General features: G+C 69.6%; 17 protein-coding genes. 8 read left to right on the plus strand and 9 right to left on the minus strand.

What is annotated here, in order from left to right; translation table 11 throughout:
- Nucleotides 1–6 precede the first annotated feature (6 nt).
- From ACN9MV_RS04105 to ACN9MV_RS04130, 6 genes are all read left to right on the plus strand, one after another.
- The gene (locus tag ACN9MV_RS04105; RefSeq protein ID WP_426391381.1) at nucleotides 7–1,401 is read left to right on the plus strand and encodes a sensor histidine kinase; all 1,395 of its coding nucleotides are present in this window, start codon (nucleotides 7–9) and stop codon (nucleotides 1,399–1,401) included.
- 112 nt (nucleotides 1,402–1,513) lie between these two features.
- The gene (locus tag ACN9MV_RS04110) at nucleotides 1,514–1,861 is read left to right on the plus strand and encodes a DUF4148 domain-containing protein (RefSeq protein WP_426391382.1); all 348 of its coding nucleotides are present in this window, start codon (nucleotides 1,514–1,516) and stop codon (nucleotides 1,859–1,861) included.
- 25 nt (nucleotides 1,862–1,886) lie between these two features.
- Nucleotides 1,887–2,531, plus strand: coding sequence for an aldehyde dehydrogenase iron-sulfur subunit PaoA (gene paoA / locus ACN9MV_RS04115; protein WP_426391383.1), 645 nt, complete (start codon nucleotides 1,887–1,889; stop codon nucleotides 2,529–2,531).
- Nucleotides 2,528–3,514, plus strand: coding sequence for an FAD binding domain-containing protein (locus ACN9MV_RS04120; protein WP_426391384.1), 987 nt, complete (start codon nucleotides 2,528–2,530; stop codon nucleotides 3,512–3,514). Before paoA ends, ACN9MV_RS04120 begins: the two co-directional genes overlap by 4 nt.
- A 14-nt stretch (nucleotides 3,515–3,528) precedes the next feature.
- A complete protein-coding gene (locus ACN9MV_RS04125; protein WP_426391385.1) occupies nucleotides 3,529–5,757 on the plus strand; it encodes a molybdopterin cofactor-binding domain-containing protein in 2,229 nt (742 codons plus the stop codon).
- A gap of 11 nt (nucleotides 5,758–5,768) precedes the next feature.
- Nucleotides 5,769–7,385, plus strand: coding sequence for a phospholipase D family protein (locus tag ACN9MV_RS04130; RefSeq protein ID WP_426391386.1), 1,617 nt, complete (start codon nucleotides 5,769–5,771; stop codon nucleotides 7,383–7,385).
- An 11-nt stretch (nucleotides 7,386–7,396) separates the two neighbouring features.
- Here ACN9MV_RS04130 and ACN9MV_RS04135 read toward each other — a convergent pair whose 3' ends face one another.
- The 9 genes from ACN9MV_RS04135 to ACN9MV_RS04175 are packed head-to-tail and all read right to left on the minus strand — an operon-like array spanning nucleotide 7,397 to nucleotide 14,809.
- On the minus strand, nucleotides 7,397–8,368 hold the full coding sequence (locus ACN9MV_RS04135; protein ID WP_426391387.1) for a threonine dehydratase: 972 nt from the start codon (nucleotides 8,366–8,368) through the stop codon (nucleotides 7,397–7,399).
- A 9-nt stretch (nucleotides 8,369–8,377) separates the two neighbouring features.
- Nucleotides 8,378–9,010 (minus strand): LysE family translocator, encoded by a 633-nt coding sequence (locus ACN9MV_RS04140; RefSeq protein ID WP_093178298.1) that lies wholly within the window; start codon nucleotides 9,008–9,010, stop codon nucleotides 8,378–8,380.
- Nucleotides 9,011–9,017: 7 nt separating this feature from the next.
- Nucleotides 9,018–9,710, minus strand: coding sequence for a VOC family protein (locus ACN9MV_RS04145; protein ID WP_426391388.1), 693 nt, complete (start codon nucleotides 9,708–9,710; stop codon nucleotides 9,018–9,020).
- Between the two features lie 21 nt (nucleotides 9,711–9,731).
- Nucleotides 9,732–10,655 (minus strand): PhzF family phenazine biosynthesis protein, encoded by a 924-nt coding sequence (locus tag ACN9MV_RS04150; RefSeq protein ID WP_176928856.1) that lies wholly within the window; start codon nucleotides 10,653–10,655, stop codon nucleotides 9,732–9,734.
- Between the two features lie 5 nt (nucleotides 10,656–10,660).
- Complete coding sequence (locus ACN9MV_RS04155; RefSeq protein ID WP_097200242.1) at nucleotides 10,661–11,302, minus strand: glutathione S-transferase family protein; 642 nt, start codon at nucleotides 11,300–11,302, stop codon at nucleotides 10,661–10,663.
- A gap of 36 nt (nucleotides 11,303–11,338) precedes the next feature.
- Nucleotides 11,339–11,977, minus strand: a complete 639-nt coding sequence (locus ACN9MV_RS04160) for a LysE family translocator (protein WP_093079227.1) — start codon at nucleotides 11,975–11,977, stop codon at nucleotides 11,339–11,341.
- Nucleotides 11,978–11,999: 22 nt separating this feature from the next.
- Nucleotides 12,000–13,202 carry a PLP-dependent aminotransferase family protein gene (locus tag ACN9MV_RS04165; protein WP_093178303.1) on the minus strand — a complete coding sequence of 401 codons (1,203 nt, stop codon included), beginning with the start codon at nucleotides 13,200–13,202 and terminating at the stop codon, nucleotides 12,000–12,002.
- A gap of 60 nt (nucleotides 13,203–13,262) precedes the next feature.
- Nucleotides 13,263–14,201: a DMT family transporter gene (locus ACN9MV_RS04170; RefSeq protein WP_426391389.1), complete on the minus strand. Its 939-nt coding sequence runs from the start codon at nucleotides 14,199–14,201 to the stop codon at nucleotides 13,263–13,265.
- Between the two features lie 8 nt (nucleotides 14,202–14,209).
- Entirely contained in the window at nucleotides 14,210–14,809 is a 600-nt protein-coding gene (locus ACN9MV_RS04175; protein WP_426391390.1) for a LysE family translocator, read from the minus strand.
- 114 nt (nucleotides 14,810–14,923) lie between these two features.
- Between ACN9MV_RS04175 and ACN9MV_RS04180 the strand changes: the two genes are divergently transcribed.
- Complete coding sequence (locus tag ACN9MV_RS04180) at nucleotides 14,924–16,369, plus strand: PLP-dependent aminotransferase family protein (RefSeq protein WP_093079220.1); 1,446 nt, start codon at nucleotides 14,924–14,926, stop codon at nucleotides 16,367–16,369.
- A 92-nt stretch (nucleotides 16,370–16,461) separates the two neighbouring features.
- Complete coding sequence (locus tag ACN9MV_RS04185; protein WP_426391391.1) at nucleotides 16,462–17,211, plus strand: PhaM family polyhydroxyalkanoate granule multifunctional regulatory protein; 750 nt, start codon at nucleotides 16,462–16,464, stop codon at nucleotides 17,209–17,211.
- Nucleotides 17,212–17,244 lie beyond the last annotated feature (33 nt).

The following is a 17,244-nucleotide window of genomic DNA, read 5'->3' on the forward strand; positions in this document are numbered from 1 at the left end:
TCTCCAATGACCGCCGCGCCAGGCCGGCCCTGGTACTCGCCGAGTTCGCTGCGCAACAGGCTGCTGATGTGGCTGGTGGTGGTGCATCTTCTCGCGGCGGCCGGCGTCGCGTGGTTCACCTACGCCAGCTACGACAGGCTCATCGTCACCTTCAAGGACGACCAGATGCAGATGCTGGCCGACTCCTACGCCAGCAACGTGGCAGTGCCCGAACTCAGGCCGGCGGACGAACGCAGCATCTTCGGTCGCGGCGCCTTCGTCATCCAGATCTGGAACGGGCGGGGTGAGCTGCTGGTCAGTTCATGGCCCGCGCTGGCCGTGGCCCGCCAGCCGGCGGAGGGGCTGAGCACCGTGCGCATGGGCTCCGGCGACGACGGTGTTTGGCGCATCTATTCCACCGCACCGGTGGCCGACGCCGACCGCTTCCAGGTGCAGGTGATCCAGAACGGCGGCTTCGTGCGCCGGCTGGTGGCCAAGCGCGCGCTGTCTTCGACGGCGCCCATCGCGCTGCTGCTGCCCCTGTCGCTGGCCGTGCTGTGGCTGGTGGTGTGGGCCTCGTCGCGCAAGCTGCGCAGCGTGGTGCTCGACGTCGCGGCGCAGGACGAGCGCAGCCTCTCGGAGCTGTCGGTGTCGCGCGTGCCCGACGAGATCGCGCCGCTGGTGGAGGCCTTCAACAGCCTGCTCGGGCGGCTGCGCCAGGCCTTTGCCGCGCAGCGCCGCTTCGTGCAGGACGCCGCGCACGAGCTGCGCACGCCCATCGCCGCCATCGGCCTGCAACTCGACAACATGCGCGCCGAAGTGCCGGCCGAGAGCATCGCCGAGCACTACACGCACCTGAAGGGCGGCGTGACGCGTGCCCAGCACCTGATCGAGCAGCTGCTGCGCCTGTCGCGCCAGGAAAGCAGCACCGAGCCCGAGGCGTCGGAGTCGCTCGACGTGGCCTCGGTGCTGCGCGACAGCGTGGCCCAGTTGATGGTCGTGGCCGACCGCCGCCGCATCGACATCGGCTTCGAGGGCGAGACCTCCGCGACGGTGACCGCGCCCCCGGCCGAGCTGCGCAGCGTCTTCGACAACCTGATCGACAACGCGTTGCGCCATTCGCCCGAGGGCGGGGTGGTCGACGTGCGGCTGCACGAGGTGGAAGGGCGGCCGGTGGTCGATGTGCTGGACAACGGGCCGGGCATTCCGCCCGAGCTGATCGACCGCGCCTTCGACCGCTTCTTCCGGGTGCCGGGCAACCCGACCGAAGGCAGTGGCCTGGGCCTGGCCATTGCGCGCATGGCCGCGCTGCGCAACGGCCTGCGCATCGTGCTGGCCAACCGCCATGACGCTCAGGGCCGGCCTGCGGGGCTGCAGGCGCGCGTCCACCTGCGCGATCACGGGGTGGGCCGCGCGGCTTAACGCTCAGGTAACTCTCGCTTAAAGGTCGCATAAAGCGGGCTTCCTACAGTGACTCCAGCCGCGAAAGCGGTCGCGCCGCAAGGCGCCAACCCGGTCTTCAAAAGGAGTTCACATGCGAAAGACCCTCGGCCTCCTGGCCATCCTGACCCTGGCCGGTGCGGCCCATGCAGAGAGCTACGACGGCGTGCACCAGGGCCCTGGCCTGCTCTCGCGCGACGACGTGGCGGCCCAGGCCGTGGCCACGGCCCACGCCCCCGACCAGAACGTGACGCGCGGCTCGCGCGGGCCCGATCCCTTCACCTCCACCGTCTCGCGCGAGGCCATGCGCCAGGTCGCGGTGGCGGCCGCCAATGCGCCCGACCAGAACGTGACCAGCGGCTCGCGCGTCAACAGCGTCGTCATCTCCACGATGCCGCCCGCGCGGTCTGCCGCAAGCGCTGTGAACGACAGCCGACTCTGAAGCAAAAACACCGGGGGAACCCACGATGAATCCCGAAACCCCAGACGGCTACACCCGCCGCACGGTGCTGGTGACCGGCGCGGCCGGTGTGGCGGCTGCCGCGTTGCCGCTGGCGGTGGATGCCGAGCCGGTGGCGCATGACGCCGCCGCGCAGGGCCCGACAACGGATGTGAGCTTGCGCATCAACGGCCAACTGCACGCCCTCTCCATCGACCCGCGCGTCACGCTGCTCGACCTGCTGCGCGAGCGGCTGCAGCTCACGGGTTCCAAGAAGGGCTGCGACCACGGCCAGTGCGGCGCCTGCACGGTGCTGGTCAACGGGCGGCGCATCAACAGCTGCCTCACGCTGGCGGTGCTGCACGAGGGCGACCAGGTGACGACCATCGAGGGCCTGGGCGAGCCGAAGAAGCTGCACCCGATTCAGGCCGCCTTCGTCAAGCACGACGGCTACCAGTGCGGCTACTGCACGCCGGGCCAGATCTGTTCGGCGGTCGGCATGCTCGGCGAGATGCGCGGCGGCATGCCGAGCCATGTAACTCACGACCTCTCGGCGCCAACGGTCTTCAGCAGCGAGGAAATGCGCGAGCGCATGAGCGGCAACATCTGTCGCTGCGCGGGCTATCCGAACATCATCGCGGCCATCCGCGAAGTGGCGGGAGTTGCGACATGAGGGCCTTCACCTTCGAACGCGTGTCGACGCCGGCCGCCGCGGCGCTGGCGATGCAGCAGCATCCGGGCGCGCGCTTCATCGCGGGCGGCACCAACCTGCTGGACCTGATGAAGCTCGACATCGAGCAGCCCACGCACCTGATCGACGTCAATCGCCTGGGGCTCGACCGCATCGAGGCCCTGCCCGACGGCGGGCTGAAGATCGGCGCGCTGGTGCGCAACAGCGACCTCGCCGCCGATGCGCGCGTGCGTCGCGGCCATCCGCTGCTGTCGCGCGCCTTGCTGTCCGGCGCCAGCGCGCAGTTGCGCAACAAGGCGACCACCGCCGGCAACCTGCTGCAGCGCACGCGCTGCTTCTACTTCTACGACACGACCAAGCCCTGCAACAAGCGCACGCCGGGCAGTGGCTGCGCAGCCATGGAAGGCTTCAACCGCATCCACGCGATCCTCGGCGCGAGCGCGCAGTGCATTTCGGTGCATTCGTCCGACATGGCGGTGGCGCTGCGCGCGCTCGATGCGCAGGTGGAAACCGTGTCGGCCAGCGGTGCCGTGCGCCGTATTCCCATCGCCGAACTGCATCGCCTGCCGGGTAGCACGCCGGAGGTCGAGACCGTGCTGGCACCGGACGAGCTGATCACCGGCGTGACCCTGCCGCCACCGCTGGGCGGCGTGCAGCTCTACCGCAAGGTGCGCGACCGCGCGTCTTATGCCTTCGCGCTGGTCTCGGTCGCGGCCGTGGTGGTGCGCGAGGGCCGTACCGTGACCGCCGCGCGCCTGGCCTTCGGCGGCCTGGCCGCGAAGCCGTGGCGCAACGAGGAAGCCGAGCGGCGACTGATAGGCACCGACGGCGGCACGCAGGCACGCGATGCGGTTGCCGACCTGCTGCTCGCCGATGCGCGCGGCCACGGGCACAACGATTTCAAGATTCCACTGCTGCGCCGCACCCTGCACGCCACGCTGGCGCAGGCGATCGAAACCACCTGAAGGGAGCAGGCACCATGCAATTCACCGAAGCCGCAGGGCCGAGCGCCCTGGATCGCGAGCGCGTGCTGGGCCGCCCGCTCGACCGCATCGACGGGCCGCTCAAGGTCAGCGGTCGCGCCCACTACAGCTACGAGTGCCACGACGAAGTACCCGATGCCGTCTACGGCTGGGTCGTGCTCGCCGGCATCGCCAAGGGCCGCATCACGCGCATCGACACCGCCGAGGCGCAGCGTGCTCCGGGCGTGCTGCTGGTCTACACCTACGCCAACGTTCCGCGCATGGTGCCGAAGGGGCGTGCCAACGTGGTCTCGCAGCTTTCGGGGCCGGAAGTTCAGCAGCACGGCCAGGCAGTGGCCTTCGTGGTGGCGCAGACCTTCGAGCAGGCGCGCGCGGCCGCGTTCATGATCCGCATCGACTATGAGCGCAGCGCAGGGCGCTTCGATCTTGCGGCCGCGCAGGCGAGCGCTCCCAAGCCCGGCGACGACCCGAGCGCCGGCAGCGAGAGCGCGGCCGACACGGCGGTGGGCGACTTCCAGGGCGCATTCGACACCGCGCCCGTCACGCTCGACCAGAACTACACCACGCCCGACCAGCATCCCGCGATGATGGAGCCGCAGGCCACCACCGCACGCTGGGACGGCGACCGGCTCACGCTCTACACCTCGCACCAGATGCCGAACTGGGCCGCAGGCGACGTGGCCGCCATGCTGGATGTGCCGGTCGCGCAGGTGCGCGTGGTTTCGGCCTTCGTGGGTGGCGGCTTCGGCTCCAAGCTGCGCACGCATGCGGACGCGGTGCTCTCTGCCTTCGCGGCGCGCGAGCTGCGCCGGCCGGTGAAGACGGCGCTGGCGCGCGAGCAGCTGCTCAACCACACGACGCGTCGCGCAGCGACCATCCAGCGTGTGCGGCTCGGCGCCACGCCCGACGGCCGGCTCACCGCCATCGGCCACGAGACCTGGACCAGCAACCTGCCGGGCCGCAACTACTACGAGGGCGCATCGCGCCAGACGCGCCTGCTCTATGCCGCCCCCAACCGCATGACGGCGCACCGCCTGGCCGCGCTCGACCTGCCCGAGGCCGCGGCCATGCGCGCACCGGCTACCGCCAGCGGCCAGCTGGCCTTCGAGGTGGCGCTCGACGAACTCGCCGAGAAGCTGCGCATCGACCCGGTGCAACTGCGCATCCTCAACGACAGCCAACATGACCCCGAGCGCGGACCTTCGCGCCCCTACTCGGGGCGCAAGCTGGTCGAATGCCTGCGAGAAGGCGCGCAGCGTTTTGGCTGGGCGAAGAGAAGCACTGTGCCGGGGCGGGTGCGCGACGGCCGCTGGCTGGTCGGCATGGGCGTGGCCAGCGCCATCCATCACCACTCGGTGCGGCCGTCGAGCGCGAAGCTGAGCCTCGACGCGCAGGGCCGGCTGCTGATCGAGACGTCGATGACCGACATCGGCACCGGCACCTACACCGTGCTGGCGCAGATCGCGGCCGAGACGACGGGCATTCCGATGGACCGCATCGGCGTGCGGCTGGGCGACACCGCGTTTCCCATGGGCGCGGGCTCGATCGCCTCGATAGGCGCGTCGAGCGCCGGTGCCTCGGTGTTCGATGGCTGCCAGCAGCTGTGCCGCCTGCTCGCCGAGCGTGCCGGCTTCGACGCGCAGAAGGCGCGCTTTGAGCGCGGCCGCATCGCCCTTGGGCGCCGCTCGCACGAGCTCGGGGAGCTGGCCGGCGCGGAAGGACTCAGCGTGCTCGGAAACGTCGAGCCCGGCGACCTGCACCGCCGCTACGCGCAGGCCGCGTTCGGCGCCCACTTCTGCGAGGTGGGCGTGGACATCGACACCGGCGAGACGCGCGTGCGCCGCATGCTCGGCGTGTTCGCGGCGGGCCGCATCCTCAACATGAAGACCGCGCGCAGCCAGGCCATCGGCGGCATGGTGTTCGGCGTGGGCGCGGCGCTCACGGAAGAGGCAGTGGTCGACGTGCATCACGGCTACTTCGTCAACCACGACATGGCCGAGTACCTGGTGCCGGTGCACGCCGACATTCCGGACATCGACGCCATCTACCTGCAGGACGCCGACGATCTCGCGAGCCCGATCAAGTCGAAGGGCATCGGTGAGCTCGGTACTTGCGGCTCGGGCGCGGCGGTGGCGAACGCGATCTACAACGCCACCGGCGTGCGCGTGCGGAACTACCCGATCACGCTCGACAAACTGCTGCCCGGGCTGCCGATGCGTGCTTGAATGGCACCGCCATGCCTGCCGCAGTCTCTTTTGTCGCACTGACTCGCAAGCTCCTGCTGGCCGCTGCAGCCTGCGTTGCCCTGTCGCTCGCCGGATGCGCAACGCTTCCCGACGAAGGGCCGCGCGCCGCCAGCACCTCGCTGCCCGTACAGGGCCCCGCCACGCCGCTCGACCGGATCGCCACCGCGTCGATGGAGGGGGCAGAGCCCGGAGCCAGCGGCTTTCGCCTGATGCTGGGCCTTGCCAGCATGGACACGCGTCTTGTGCTGCTGCGCGGCGCGCAACGCTCGCTCGACCTGCAGTACTACCACCTGCACGACGACGCAACCGGCCGGCTGGTGCTGCGGGAGCTGCGCAATGCGGCCCAGCGCGGCGTGCGCGTGCGGCTGCTCGTGGACGATCTGTACACGGAAGACATCGGCCCCTTGCTCGAGGGCCTGGGCGCCTATCCGAACGTGGAAGTGCGCATCTTCAATCCCTTTCCCACGCGCGGCGGCATGGCCACCCGCTTCGGCTTCGCCCTGTTCGACTTTGTCCGCGTCAACCGCCGCATGCACAACAAGCTGTTCGTGGCGGACGGCGTGCTGGCCGTGGCCGGCGGACGCAACCTCGGCGACGTCTACTTCATGCGCGACACCGACGACAACTTCTTCGACTACGACGTGCTGGTGGCCGGTGCCGTGCTGCCGCAGATGGCAGGCATCTTCGACGAGTACTGGAATGCGCCGCAGGTGCGCACCGCAGCGTCGGTGCTGCGCCCGTCGGGCGACACCGAAGCCGCGCGCCGGGACTTCGATGCGCGGGTGGATGGCGCCGACACGCCCGAGCCGGTGCCGTTCCGCACCGTCGATCCCTTGGGCCGCGTCACCCTCGGCGACGAACTGGGGGCGGGCCGCGTGAAGCTTGCGTTCGGCACGGCGCAGGCCTTTGCCGATTCGCCGGCCAAGGCCTGGGGCCAGGCGGAGACGCAGCGCCTGCCGAGTGGTGCGCTCATCGACACCAGCCGCCGCCTGCTGGGCGAGGCGGCGCAACAGGCGCAGGTTGAAATCATCACGTCGTCGCCGTACTTCGTGCCGGGTCCGGTGGCACTCGACGGCATGCGCCGCAACGCGGCACGGGGCATTCGCCAGACACTCATCACCAACTCGCTGGCCGCGACCGACGAGCCAGTGGTCCACACCGGCTATCGCCGCTACCGAGCCCGGCTGCTGGGCGACGGCATGCAGATCTACGAGATCCACCCGAACGCGGGCCGGGCGCTGTTCGTCGGCAGCATCGGCGCTGGCACGCAGGTGCGGCTGCACACCAAGGCGCTTGTGATCGACAGGAAGACCCTCTTCCTGGGCTCGGTCAACATGGACCCGCGCTCCGATGCGCTGAACACCGAGTTCGGCCTGCGCATCGATTGCCCCGCGCTGGCCGAGGAGGCGCGCGCCTTCTTCGGCGAACTCATGCAGCACTCGGCCTTCCAGGTGCGGCTCAAGCCGGGCAGCGACAGCGAGCTGGAATGGTGGCGAGTGGACGGCGACCAGCCGGTCAAGGTGACCGACGAGGAACCCGGCGCCGACCTGGCGACGCGCGCGAAGCTCTATCTGCAGTCGCTCGTGATTCCCGAGTCGATGCTGTAGGGAAGAGGGCGCTAAGACGCGTTGCGTCCCAGCACGCCGGCGAACATGCCGGTATCGACATTGCCCCCGCTCACGCACACGCCCACCGTCTTGCCGCGCCAGCGTTCCTGCTGCTGGAGCGCGGCCGCCAGTGCGGCTGCGCCGGCGCCTTCGGCCACGTTGTGCGTGTCGCTGAAGAGGATGCGCATGGCCTCGGCGATCTCGTCATCGGTGACGGTGACAACGTCGTCGGCTTCGCGCAGGATCACTTCGACCGATTCGGGCACCGGGACGCGGCAGGCCATGCCGTCGGCCAGCCGCGTGGTGACGGGCGACTCGACGGGCTTGCCGGCGCGAAAGGAATCGCGATACGCCGTGGCATGCGCCGACACCACACCGATGAGCTTGGTCGACACGCCGCAATGCGCGCGTGCTGCAGCCGCGGCGGCAAAGCCGGAGCCCAGTCCGATGGGCACGAACAGCACGTCCGGCGGCGTGTCTTTCAACGCGTCGAAGAACTCCACATACGCAGTCGACACGCCGCGCACCAGTTCGCGGTGGAACGAGGGCACGCGGTGCAAGCCGTCGCGTTCGGCCAGCACGGCCGCATGCTCGGAGGCCGCCTGGAAGTCGTCGCCATGCTCGACCAGCGTGACGCCGAGCGCGCGCATCGCGGCGTTCTTCTCGATCGAATTGTCGTGCGGCACCACGATGGTCGCGGCCAGCCCGTGGCGCCGCGTGGCGAAGCCGACCGACTGGCCGTGGTTGCCGCGCGTGGCGCTGATGGCGTGGCGCACCCCGGGCTGTTCGCGCGCCAGGGTTTCGAAGTAGGTCAGGCCGCCGCGAATCTTGAAGGCGCCGGCCGGCGTGTGGTTCTCGTGCTTGGCCCACACGGTGGCGCCCAGGCGCTGCGAAAGCAGCGGCCAGGCGTACTGCGGCGTGGGCGGCATGGCCGCATGCACGGTGCGCTGCGCGGCTTCGATTTCTTCGCGGGTGAACTTCACGGGATGTCCTTACTTGCGTTCGGTGAGTGCCACGCGAACGGCCAGCGCGGCCAGCACGCTGCCCATGATGTAGCGCTGCGCGCGCAGCCAGCCCGCGCTTTGCGACAGCACGGCCGTGATGCTCGCGGCGCCGACGATCATCACCGTGTTGACCACGGCGCTGGTCGCCATCTGCGCGATGCCCAGTTGCATGCTCTGCAGCAGCACCGAGCCGCGCTCGGGGTGGATGAACTGCGGAAAGAACGAGAGGTAGAACATCGCCACCTTCGGGTTCAGCAGGTTCGTGAGAAAGCCCATGCGAAACAGCTTGCCCGGCGGATCGGCCGGCAGTGCGCGCGCCTCGAAGGGCGCATTGCCGCCGGGCCTGACCGCTTGCCACGCGAGCCACAGCAGGTAGGCCGCGCCGGCGATGCGGATCGCGTCGAAGGCCAGCGGCACTGCCAGCAGCAGCGCGGTGAGCCCGAGCGCCGCGGCGAACAGATGCGCCAGGAACGCCAGCAGCACGCCGCCCAGCGAGATGAGCCCCGCGCGTCGACCCTGCACCAGCGTGCGCGAGACGCAATAGATCATGTTCGGCCCCGGCGTGAGCGCCAGCAGCAGCGAGGCGAGGGCGAACCAGGCGATTTCGGTGAGGCTCAGCATGATCGGGTCAGAGTCCTTGCGATTCGAGCGTGACGGGGCCGCGCGGCGTGTCGAGCACGGCGATGAGATTGGGCGGGCCGGCATCGACCTCCATGCCGGTCATGCCGATGGCCGACAGCGCGGCGACCAGCGTGGGCGCGCGCGGGTGCACGGCGCGCAGCGAGCGCATGGCAAGGCCAGACTTCGGCATGGCATCGGTGGGGTGCACCGGGCCCCATTGGATGAGCGTGGGCAGTGCGCCATAGAACAGCCGCTGGCCGTCGTCGCGCACGGTGATCTGCCATTCGAGCCGGCCGGCGGGCGTGTCGCGCGAGGCTTCGAGCAACTGGCCACGGTCGATGTGCGCGTGCTCTTCATGTGCGAGCGCCCGCGTTGCCGCATGCGCGTCGGGCACGCGGGCGACGAAATGAATCAGCTTCGGGCCATGCTGTGCGAGCCCGGCCTGCAGCGCGGCGTCGTCGAGGTCGAACCAGCGGTGCGTCTTGGGGCGCGAGGGCTGCTTGCCCGGCTCGATCGCGATGATTTCCGCGTAGGCCGCGGGGAAGGCGTCGCTTGCGATGTTCAGCAGGCGGTTGTGCGTGCCCATCAGCGGATGCGAGCCGCCCGGGGCCGGCGTGACGCCGAGCGTTGCCTCGCACCAGGCCACGCCCTCGGCGAGCGAGGCGGCGGCAATCACGAGGTGGTCGAGTTGCGCGTGCATGGCGGGCCTCAGGCGTTGTGCTTACAGCGTGACGTGGCCGTCGACGCAGGTCACGGCGTCGCCGCCGACCCAGATCTTTCCTTCGGCGTCGCGCTCGATGTAGACGCGGCCCGCGCGGCCCAGGCACTGGCCCTGCGCGGCAAGGTAGCGCTCGGGCATGTGGCCGTCGGCGATCAGCCATTCGGCCAGGCTGGCGTTGAGGCTGCCGGTGACCGGGTCTTCCTGCACGCCGATAGGCTCGGCGAAGGCGCGCACCTCGAGGTCGATCTTCGCGCCGTCTTCGTTCGGGGTCGCGGGCCGGTTGCCGAAGGCGCGCGCCTCGCGGTTCGAGCGGCCGATGAGCAGCGCGGTGTCGTGCGCCGCGGGCACGCCCGCCACGCCGGCCTTCACGCCCAGCTCCTTCAGGGCGCGGTGGTCGGGCTGCAGCGCCAGCACGGCGTCGGCGTCGTTGACCAGCAGGCCGAACCAGACCGGACCGTTGTCGAGCACTTGCGCCGCGATGACCTGCTGCGCCTTCAGGCCCAGCGCACCGGCCACCTTGGCCAGCAGCGCGGGGCTCGGGGCGCTGCGCTTCAGGGGCGGCGCGGCGAATGCCAGGCGCTCGCCGTCGCGCCGCAGGGGCACGAGGCCGGCGCCGCATTGCTGCACCACCAGGCCTGCAGCCTTGGGCTTGCCGCCGGCCTGCAGCCACGCATGGCAGCTGCCGATGGTCGGGTGGCCGGCAAAGGGCAGCTCGCCGCCGGGCGTGAAGATGCGCACGCGGTAGTCGGCGGCCGGATCGGTGGGCGGCAGCAGGAAGGTGGTTTCGGACAGGTTGGTCCATTGCGCAAAGCGCTGCATGGCGGCGTCGTCGAGGTCTTGGCCATCGATCACCACCGCGAGCGGATTGCCGTAGTAGGCGGTGGCGGTGAAGACGTCGACTTGCTTGAAGGGGCGGGATTTCATCGGGTTCATTCGAGGGGGAGGTCGAGCACGCCGCGCGTGCCCGGGCGGGAAAGCAACTCTGAATACCAGCGTTCGACGTTCGGCCAGTTCGGCCTGCGGTATTCGGCAGCCGGCAGGTTGAACCAGCGGTGCGCCTCGCAGCCGACCGGGATGTCGGCCATGGTGAAGCGCTGGCCGGCCATGTACGGCTGGCTCGCAAGATGCGCGTCGAGCATCGAGAACAGCGCTTCGCTGTCGCGGACGGACGCCTCGATGAGCGCGCTCTGGCGTTCCGACGGCGGCGTGCGCACCCACTGGATGAAGGCGTCGCGGCTCGTGCGGTTGAGCGTGGTCTGCTGCCAGTCCATCCAGCGCTCGGCGTCGAAGCGCGCGGGCAGCTCGCTCGGGTAGAAGTTGCCGTGCGAATGCCTGGCGCAGAGGTAGCGCACGATCACGTTCGATTCCCACAGCGTCACGCGCTCGGCGCCTTCGCCGTCGTCGATGGTGGGCACCATCGCATTCGGATTGAGCGCGAGATATTCGGGCGTCTGCACCACGCCGAACTTGCCGCCGGCCTCGGTGCGTTGGAAGTCGAGCCCGAGCTCCTGCGCGCACCACACCACCTTGCGGACGTTGATCGAACTGATGCGGCCCCAGATGTTGAGCATGGTCGGTTTCTTTCTATCTTTTCTTTGCTGCCCGCTTCAGCGGGGCGAGGGACGATCGAGGAAGAGCAGGCGTACGGCCAGCCCCAGCATCACGGCGGCCAGCAGGCCGCTCTGGAAGCGCGCCGCGCCGGGCCGGTTGTGCAGCCAGCGGCCGACCTGGCCGCTGCACGCGCCCAGCAGCGTGTTGAAGGCCAGCGCGGCCATCGACAGCACCACGCCGAGCTGCACCAGCTGCAGCGGCACGCTGCCGCGCGAGGGGTCGACGAACTGCGGCAGGAACACCATGAAGAACAGCAGCGCCTTCGGATTGACGAGGTTGTTCAGCAGCGCCATGCGAACGATGCGGCCGAAGCCGGCGGGCTGCGCCTGCGCACCGATGCGAAGTCCGCCACCGTTGCGTAGCGCTTGCACCGCCAGCCACACCAGGTACAGCGCCCCCGCATAGCGCAGCACGTCGAACGAAGGCGGCCACGCGGCCACCAGCGCGGTGACGCCGGTGGCCGCGAACAGCGTGTGCACCAGGTCGGCCGCCGAGATGCCGATGGCCGCCGCAAAACCGCCGCGCGGGCCATGGGCCACACCGTGCGAGAGCACGAAAGCCATGTTCGGGCCGGGCGACAGGAACAGCGCCAGAACCGCGAGCAGGAAGAGCGACAGCGTTGCAAGGCCGATCAAGGGAGGCTCCTGGTTTGTGCTTTCAGGCCTGTGCGGCGGCCAGCTTCTTGTCGCCGAGCAGCACCAGCTCTTCGCGCAGCGTCTGCGCCAGCGCGGCGATGGCGGTGTCGATCTCTTCGACGCTGGCCGTCACGAACGACAGGCGCAGCGTGCGCGGATCGCCTTCGCCCGCGTAGAACGGCGCGCCGGGCACGAAGGCCACGTTGCGCTCCACCGCCTTGGGCAGCAGCGTCACGGTGTCGATGCCCTCGGGCAGGCGCGCCCAGAGGAACATGCCGCCCTTGGGCGCGTTGAACTTCACGTCCAGGCCGGCCATCTCGCGCTTGAGCGCGGCGATCATCGCGTCGCGCTGGCGCTTGTAGAGGGCGCGGATGGTGGGCACGTGGCGGTCGAGGAACTTGTCCTTCATCACGGCCGAGACCATGCGCTGCGTGAAGATCGGCGTGTGCAGGTCGACGGCCTGCTTGGCCTGCAGCAGCTTGGGGTAGATCGACTTGGGCGCCACCAGGAAGCCCAGGCGCAGGCCGGGGGCCAGCACCTTCGAGAACGAGCCCAGGTAGATCACGCCTTCGGGGTTGCGCGCGGCCAGCGGCAGCGGCGGGGCTTCGTCGAACCAGAGTTCGCCGTAGGGGTTGTCCTCGACGATCGGCAGGTTGGCTGCCGCAGCGGCGGCGGACACGGCGGCGCGGCGCTCTTCGGTCATGGTGCGGCCGGTGGGGTTCTGGAAGTTGGGCAGCAGGTAGACGAAGCGTGCGTCCTTGGCCTTGGCCACCAGGTCTTCGACGATCACGCCGTCATCGTCGCTGGCCACGCCCACGGGGTGCGGCTCCATCGGGCCGAAGGCCTGCAGCGCGCCGAGGTAGGTGGGCGTTTCGACCAGCACCTTGCTGCCCGGATCGATCAGCACCTTGGCGACCAGGTCGAGGCCCTGCTGCGAGCCGGTGGTGATGAGCACCTGCGAGGCGTCGACGTCCCACGGCAGCATGTCGGCCACGGCCTGGCGCAGCGGCGCGTAGCCCTCGCTGGCGGCGTACTGCAGGGCGGCCTGGCCGTCGTTGTGCAGCACTTCGGCGCAGGCGTCGGCAAAAGCCTGGATCGGGAAGGTCTTGGGCGAGGGCAGGCCGCCGGCCAGGCTGATGATGCCGGGGCGCTCGGTGACCTTGAGGATTTCGCGCAGCACCGAGGGATTCATCTTGGCGGCGCGGGCGGCGAGTTTCCAGTTCATGGCTTTCTTCTTTCAGGCGGTGAGGTGAGATTCGAATGATGCGGGCAGGCGTGGCGGCGCTCAATCCGGCTGGATGTCGCCACGGTATACGACGCGGGCCTTGTTGTCTTGCGGCTGCGAGAGGCGCTTGCCGATGACCACCGTGGCCACCACCGCGACGGCGAAGCCCAGCGTGACCATGTCGAGCGGCTCGCCCAGCAGCGGGATCGACGCGAGGATCGAGAGAAAGGGCTGCAGCAGCTGGGTCTGGCTCACGCGCAGCGCGCCGCCCAGGGCCAGGCCGCGATACCAGGCGAAGAAGCCGATCCACATCGAGAACGTGCCGACGTAGACGAAGCCCAGCCAGGCCGACGTGGCGACGGGCTGCTGCGGCCACAGCGCCAGCGCGGCCGGCAGCGTGAAGGGCAGCGCCATCACGCAGACCCAGCAGATCACGCGCTCGGCGCCCAGCGACGGCGTGACCTGCGCGCCGTAGATGTAGCCGATGGAGGCGGCAATGACCGCGCCGAGCAGCAGCAGATCGGCCCATTCGAAGCCGAAGCCATGGCCGCTCTGGCTCGCGCGCAGCACCGAGAACGCCACCACCAGCAGGCTGCCCGCAATGGCGCAGAGCCAGAAGCCGAGCCGCGCGCGCTGGTGCAGCACCAGGGCCGCGACGGCGGCCGTGACCAGCGGCAGCAGGGCAGTCACCACCGCCGCATGGCTGGCCGTGACCACGCGCAGCGCATAGGCCAACAGCAGCGGAAAGCCGATGGCATTGCCCAGCACCGCGAAGGCCAGCGGCTTCCACTGGTGCGCTGCAGGCCGCGGCGAGCGCGTTGCCAGCAGGAAGATGGCCGACAGCACGCCCGCCAGCGCCGCGCGCCCGAGCGTGACGAACCACGGCGACAGCTGCGGTGCGTCTTGCGTGCCGGTGGCCAGGCGCGTCATCGGCAGCGTGACGGCGAACATGGCCACGCCTACAACGCCGAGCCACATGCCCAGCGTCTCGTCTTTCATGGCGAGCTTCATACGCTCACCATCCACCAGGCTGTCAGCACCAGTACCAGGCCCATCGCGCGGTTGAACCACAGCAGCCGCGAACCCTTGGCCAGCCATTCGCGCAGCAGCGCGCCGACCAGTGCGTAGGCGAAGTTGCTGATGAAGGCATAGGTCAGCATCACCGGCGCCACGATGGCGAAGCGGCGCAGCGCATCGGGCTGCCCGGCGATCCAGCCGGCCACCAGCGTGAGCGCCAGCAGCCAGGCCTTGATGTTCACGAACTGCAGCATCACGCCCTGGCCGAAGCCGACCGACAGCTTGGCGCCGTCGGCCTGGCCGAGCGTGGCGCTGCCGCTGAGCTTGTACGCGAGCCACAGCAGGTAGCCGATGCCCAGCGCCTTGATGGCCAGGCGCAGCGAAGGCATTGCCACCACCAGCGCGCCGATGCCGGCGGCGCACAGCGCCAGCAGCAGCGTCCAGCCCACGGGCACCGCGACCACGAAGCGCATGGCGCGCGGCAGGCCGCCGTTGGCCGCCAGGGCGGTGGAGAGCGTGGTGTTGGGACCGGGCGAGAAACTCATCGCCGTGGCCAGCACCAGCAGCGCGGTGAATTCTTGCCAGTTCATGACACACACTCTAAACTTGAGACCATTACAGTTCCAGTACAGTTGGTCGAACAATCGGGCAATCTGTATTGGTCACTCCTTCGACACAGAAGCCGGCACAGCCCAAAACAACGCATGCTGACACGCACCTCCACCCAGTCGCTGACGGGGCAACTGGCCGATCGCCTGGCCGAGCGCATCCGCACCCGCCTGCTGCCGCCCGGCGCTCGCCTGCCCTCGGTGCGCGAATGCGCGCGGCAGCAGGGCGTGAGCCCGTACACCGTCGTCGCCGCGTACGACCAGCTGCTGGCGCAGGGGCTGGTCGAGGCCCGCCGGCAGCGCGGCTTCTATGTGCGGGATTCGGCACCGGTACAGGACGGCCGTCCGAACCACGGCGCGGACGCCGGTGGCGCGAGCGGCATGCCGGCGGCGATGGCGGTGCAGATGATGGCCTCGCGCATACCGGCCGACGCGAGTTCGCTGATCCGCAGCATGTTCCACCGCCCGAGCGACAAGCCGCAGCCGGGCATGGGGGTGTTTCCGCCGGACTGGATGTCGTCCACCTTCATGCCCACGGCCGTGCGGCGCATGACCAGTACAGCCGCCCTGCAGGAGCTGTCGCTCCAGTACGGCGAGCCGGCCGGCGACATGAGCCTGCGGCGCAGCCTCTCGCAGAAGCTGGTGGGCATCAACGTGCCGGCCTCGCCCGACCAGATAGTGACCACCATCGGCGCCACGCATGCGCTGGACATCGTGAGCCGCACGCTGCTGCGCGCCGGCGACCCTGTGATGGTCGAGGAGCCGGGCTGGGCGCTGGAGTTCGCGCGGCTGGAGGCGCTGGGCATGCGCATCCTGCCGGTGCCGCGGCGCGCCGACGGGCCCGACCTGGAGGTGATGGCGCAGTACTGCGCGCTGCACCAACCCAAGCTCTTCGTCAGCGTGAGCGTGCTGCACAACCCGACCGGCTACAGCCTCACGCCGGGCAGCGCACACCGGGTGCTGAAACTGGCCAACGAATACGACTTCCACATCGTCGAGGACGACACCTACAGCCACCTCGCGCCCGAGCACGCCACCCGGCTCAGCGCGCTCGACGGGCTGCAGCGCACCATCTACGTGAGCGGCTTTGCCAAGATCCTGGCGCCCAACTGGCGCATCGGCTTCCTGGCCGCGCCCCCGGCGCTGAAGGAGCGGCTGCTCGAAACCAAGCTGCTGGCCACGCTGACCTCGCCCACGCTGTTCGAGAGGGCGTTGTCGTGGTGCATCGACCAGGGGCAGCTGCGCCGGCATTCGGAGCGCGTGCGCATCCGCCTCGACGGGGCGCGGGGGCGGGCGGTGAAGCTGGCGATGTCGCACGGCTGCACCTTTGCCTCGGAGCCGGCGGGGCTGTTCGGCTGGGTCGATACGGGCGTGGACACCGACGCGCTCACGCAGCGCATGCTCGACCAGGGCTACCTGCTGGCGCCGGGCTCGCTGTTCCATGCGCGCCGGCCGCCGAGCACGATGATGCGGATCAACTTCGCCACGTCGCAGGACGCGACCTTCTGGAAGGTGTTCAGCAAGGTCCGAAGCGAGCTCTGATGGCAGGTAAAAGGCGGGGAGGTCCGGGCCAAAAGGCCGGAGGCTTGGAGTAAGCTGGCAACACAAGAAAACCCACCCAGGAGACCACCCGCATGAGCACCGCCAGCAAGCCCTTCGACTTCAGCCAGTTCGTCCCCGGATTCGACTTCCTGAAGAACCTCGCCGGTGGCGCCGCAGCAGGCACCGGCGCCGGTTCGGTGCCAGGGATTCCGAGCCTTGCGAGCTGGGTGGCTCCCACGCTGAGCGTGGAAGAGGTCGACAAGCGCATCCAGGAGCTCAAGACGGTGCAGTACTGGCTCGAGCAGAACGGCCATGCCCTGAAGGCCACGATCCAGGCGCTCGAAGTGCAGAAGATGACGCTGTCGACGCTGCGCGGCATGAACGTGCGGATGGAAGACATCGCCAGCGCGTTCACCAAGCAGGCAGCCGCGATGGCGCCGGCGCCTGCCGCGGCAGCTCCGGAGCCCGAACCCGAAGAGGTCGAGGAAGAGGACGAGATGCCCGAAGAAGAGGCTCCAGCACCGACGAAGCCGCGCAGCAGGCCGGCTTCGGCCAAGGCAAAGACCGCGGCAGCCGATGGCGCCGGCGTGGTCGATCCCATGCAGTGGTGGGGCTCGCTCACTGAACAGTTCCAGCAGATCGCCAGCTCGGCACTGCAGGACGCGGCCCAGCTGAAGGTGCCGGCCATGGCCCAGCCGCTGGCCGATGCGGTCGGCAAGGTCATGGGCAAGCCGGCAACAACGGCCGCCCGCAAGCCTGCTGCGGCCAAGAAGGCTGCAGCGCCGGCTGCCAAAAAGAAGACGTCGACCGCCGCGCGCAAGCGAACCTCCGCCCGGCGTTGACGTCATACACATCCATTTGTTGAAGAGAACGGG

It is taken from the genome of Variovorax sp. R-27, from assembly GCF_049913215.1.
Taxonomy (GTDB): domain Bacteria; phylum Pseudomonadota; class Gammaproteobacteria; order Burkholderiales; family Burkholderiaceae_C; genus Variovorax.

Excerpts from the sequence above, each read along its gene's own strand:
- ACN9MV_RS04105 (WP_426391381.1), top strand. The coding sequence starts at position 7 with ATGACCGCCGCGCCAGGCCGGCCCTGGTACTCGCCGAGTTCGCTGCGC.
- ACN9MV_RS04110 (WP_426391382.1), top strand. The coding sequence starts at position 1,514 with ATGCGAAAGACCCTCGGCCTCCTGGCCATCCTGACCCTGGCCGGTGCG.
- paoA (WP_426391383.1), top strand. The coding sequence starts at position 1,887 with ATGAATCCCGAAACCCCAGACGGCTACACCCGCCGCACGGTGCTGGTG.
- ACN9MV_RS04120 (WP_426391384.1), top strand. The coding sequence starts at position 2,528 with ATGAGGGCCTTCACCTTCGAACGCGTGTCGACGCCGGCCGCCGCGGCG.
- ACN9MV_RS04125 (WP_426391385.1), top strand. The coding sequence starts at position 3,529 with ATGCAATTCACCGAAGCCGCAGGGCCGAGCGCCCTGGATCGCGAGCGC.
- ACN9MV_RS04130 (WP_426391386.1), top strand. The coding sequence starts at position 5,769 with ATGCCTGCCGCAGTCTCTTTTGTCGCACTGACTCGCAAGCTCCTGCTG.
- ACN9MV_RS04140 (WP_093178298.1), bottom strand. The coding sequence starts at position 9,010 with ATGCTGAGCCTCACCGAAATCGCCTGGTTCGCCCTCGCCTCGCTGCTG.
- ACN9MV_RS04145 (WP_426391388.1), bottom strand. The coding sequence starts at position 9,710 with ATGCACGCGCAACTCGACCACCTCGTGATTGCCGCCGCCTCGCTCGCC.
- ACN9MV_RS04150 (WP_176928856.1), bottom strand. The coding sequence starts at position 10,655 with ATGAAATCCCGCCCCTTCAAGCAAGTCGACGTCTTCACCGCCACCGCC.
- ACN9MV_RS04155 (WP_097200242.1), bottom strand. The coding sequence starts at position 11,302 with ATGCTCAACATCTGGGGCCGCATCAGTTCGATCAACGTCCGCAAGGTG.
- ACN9MV_RS04165 (WP_093178303.1), bottom strand. The coding sequence starts at position 13,202 with ATGAACTGGAAACTCGCCGCCCGCGCCGCCAAGATGAATCCCTCGGTG.
- ACN9MV_RS04170 (WP_426391389.1), bottom strand. The coding sequence starts at position 14,201 with ATGAAAGACGAGACGCTGGGCATGTGGCTCGGCGTTGTAGGCGTGGCC.
- ACN9MV_RS04175 (WP_426391390.1), bottom strand. The coding sequence starts at position 14,809 with ATGAACTGGCAAGAATTCACCGCGCTGCTGGTGCTGGCCACGGCGATG.
- ACN9MV_RS04180 (WP_093079220.1), top strand. The coding sequence starts at position 14,924 with ATGCTGACACGCACCTCCACCCAGTCGCTGACGGGGCAACTGGCCGAT.
- ACN9MV_RS04185 (WP_426391391.1), top strand. The coding sequence starts at position 16,462 with ATGAGCACCGCCAGCAAGCCCTTCGACTTCAGCCAGTTCGTCCCCGGA.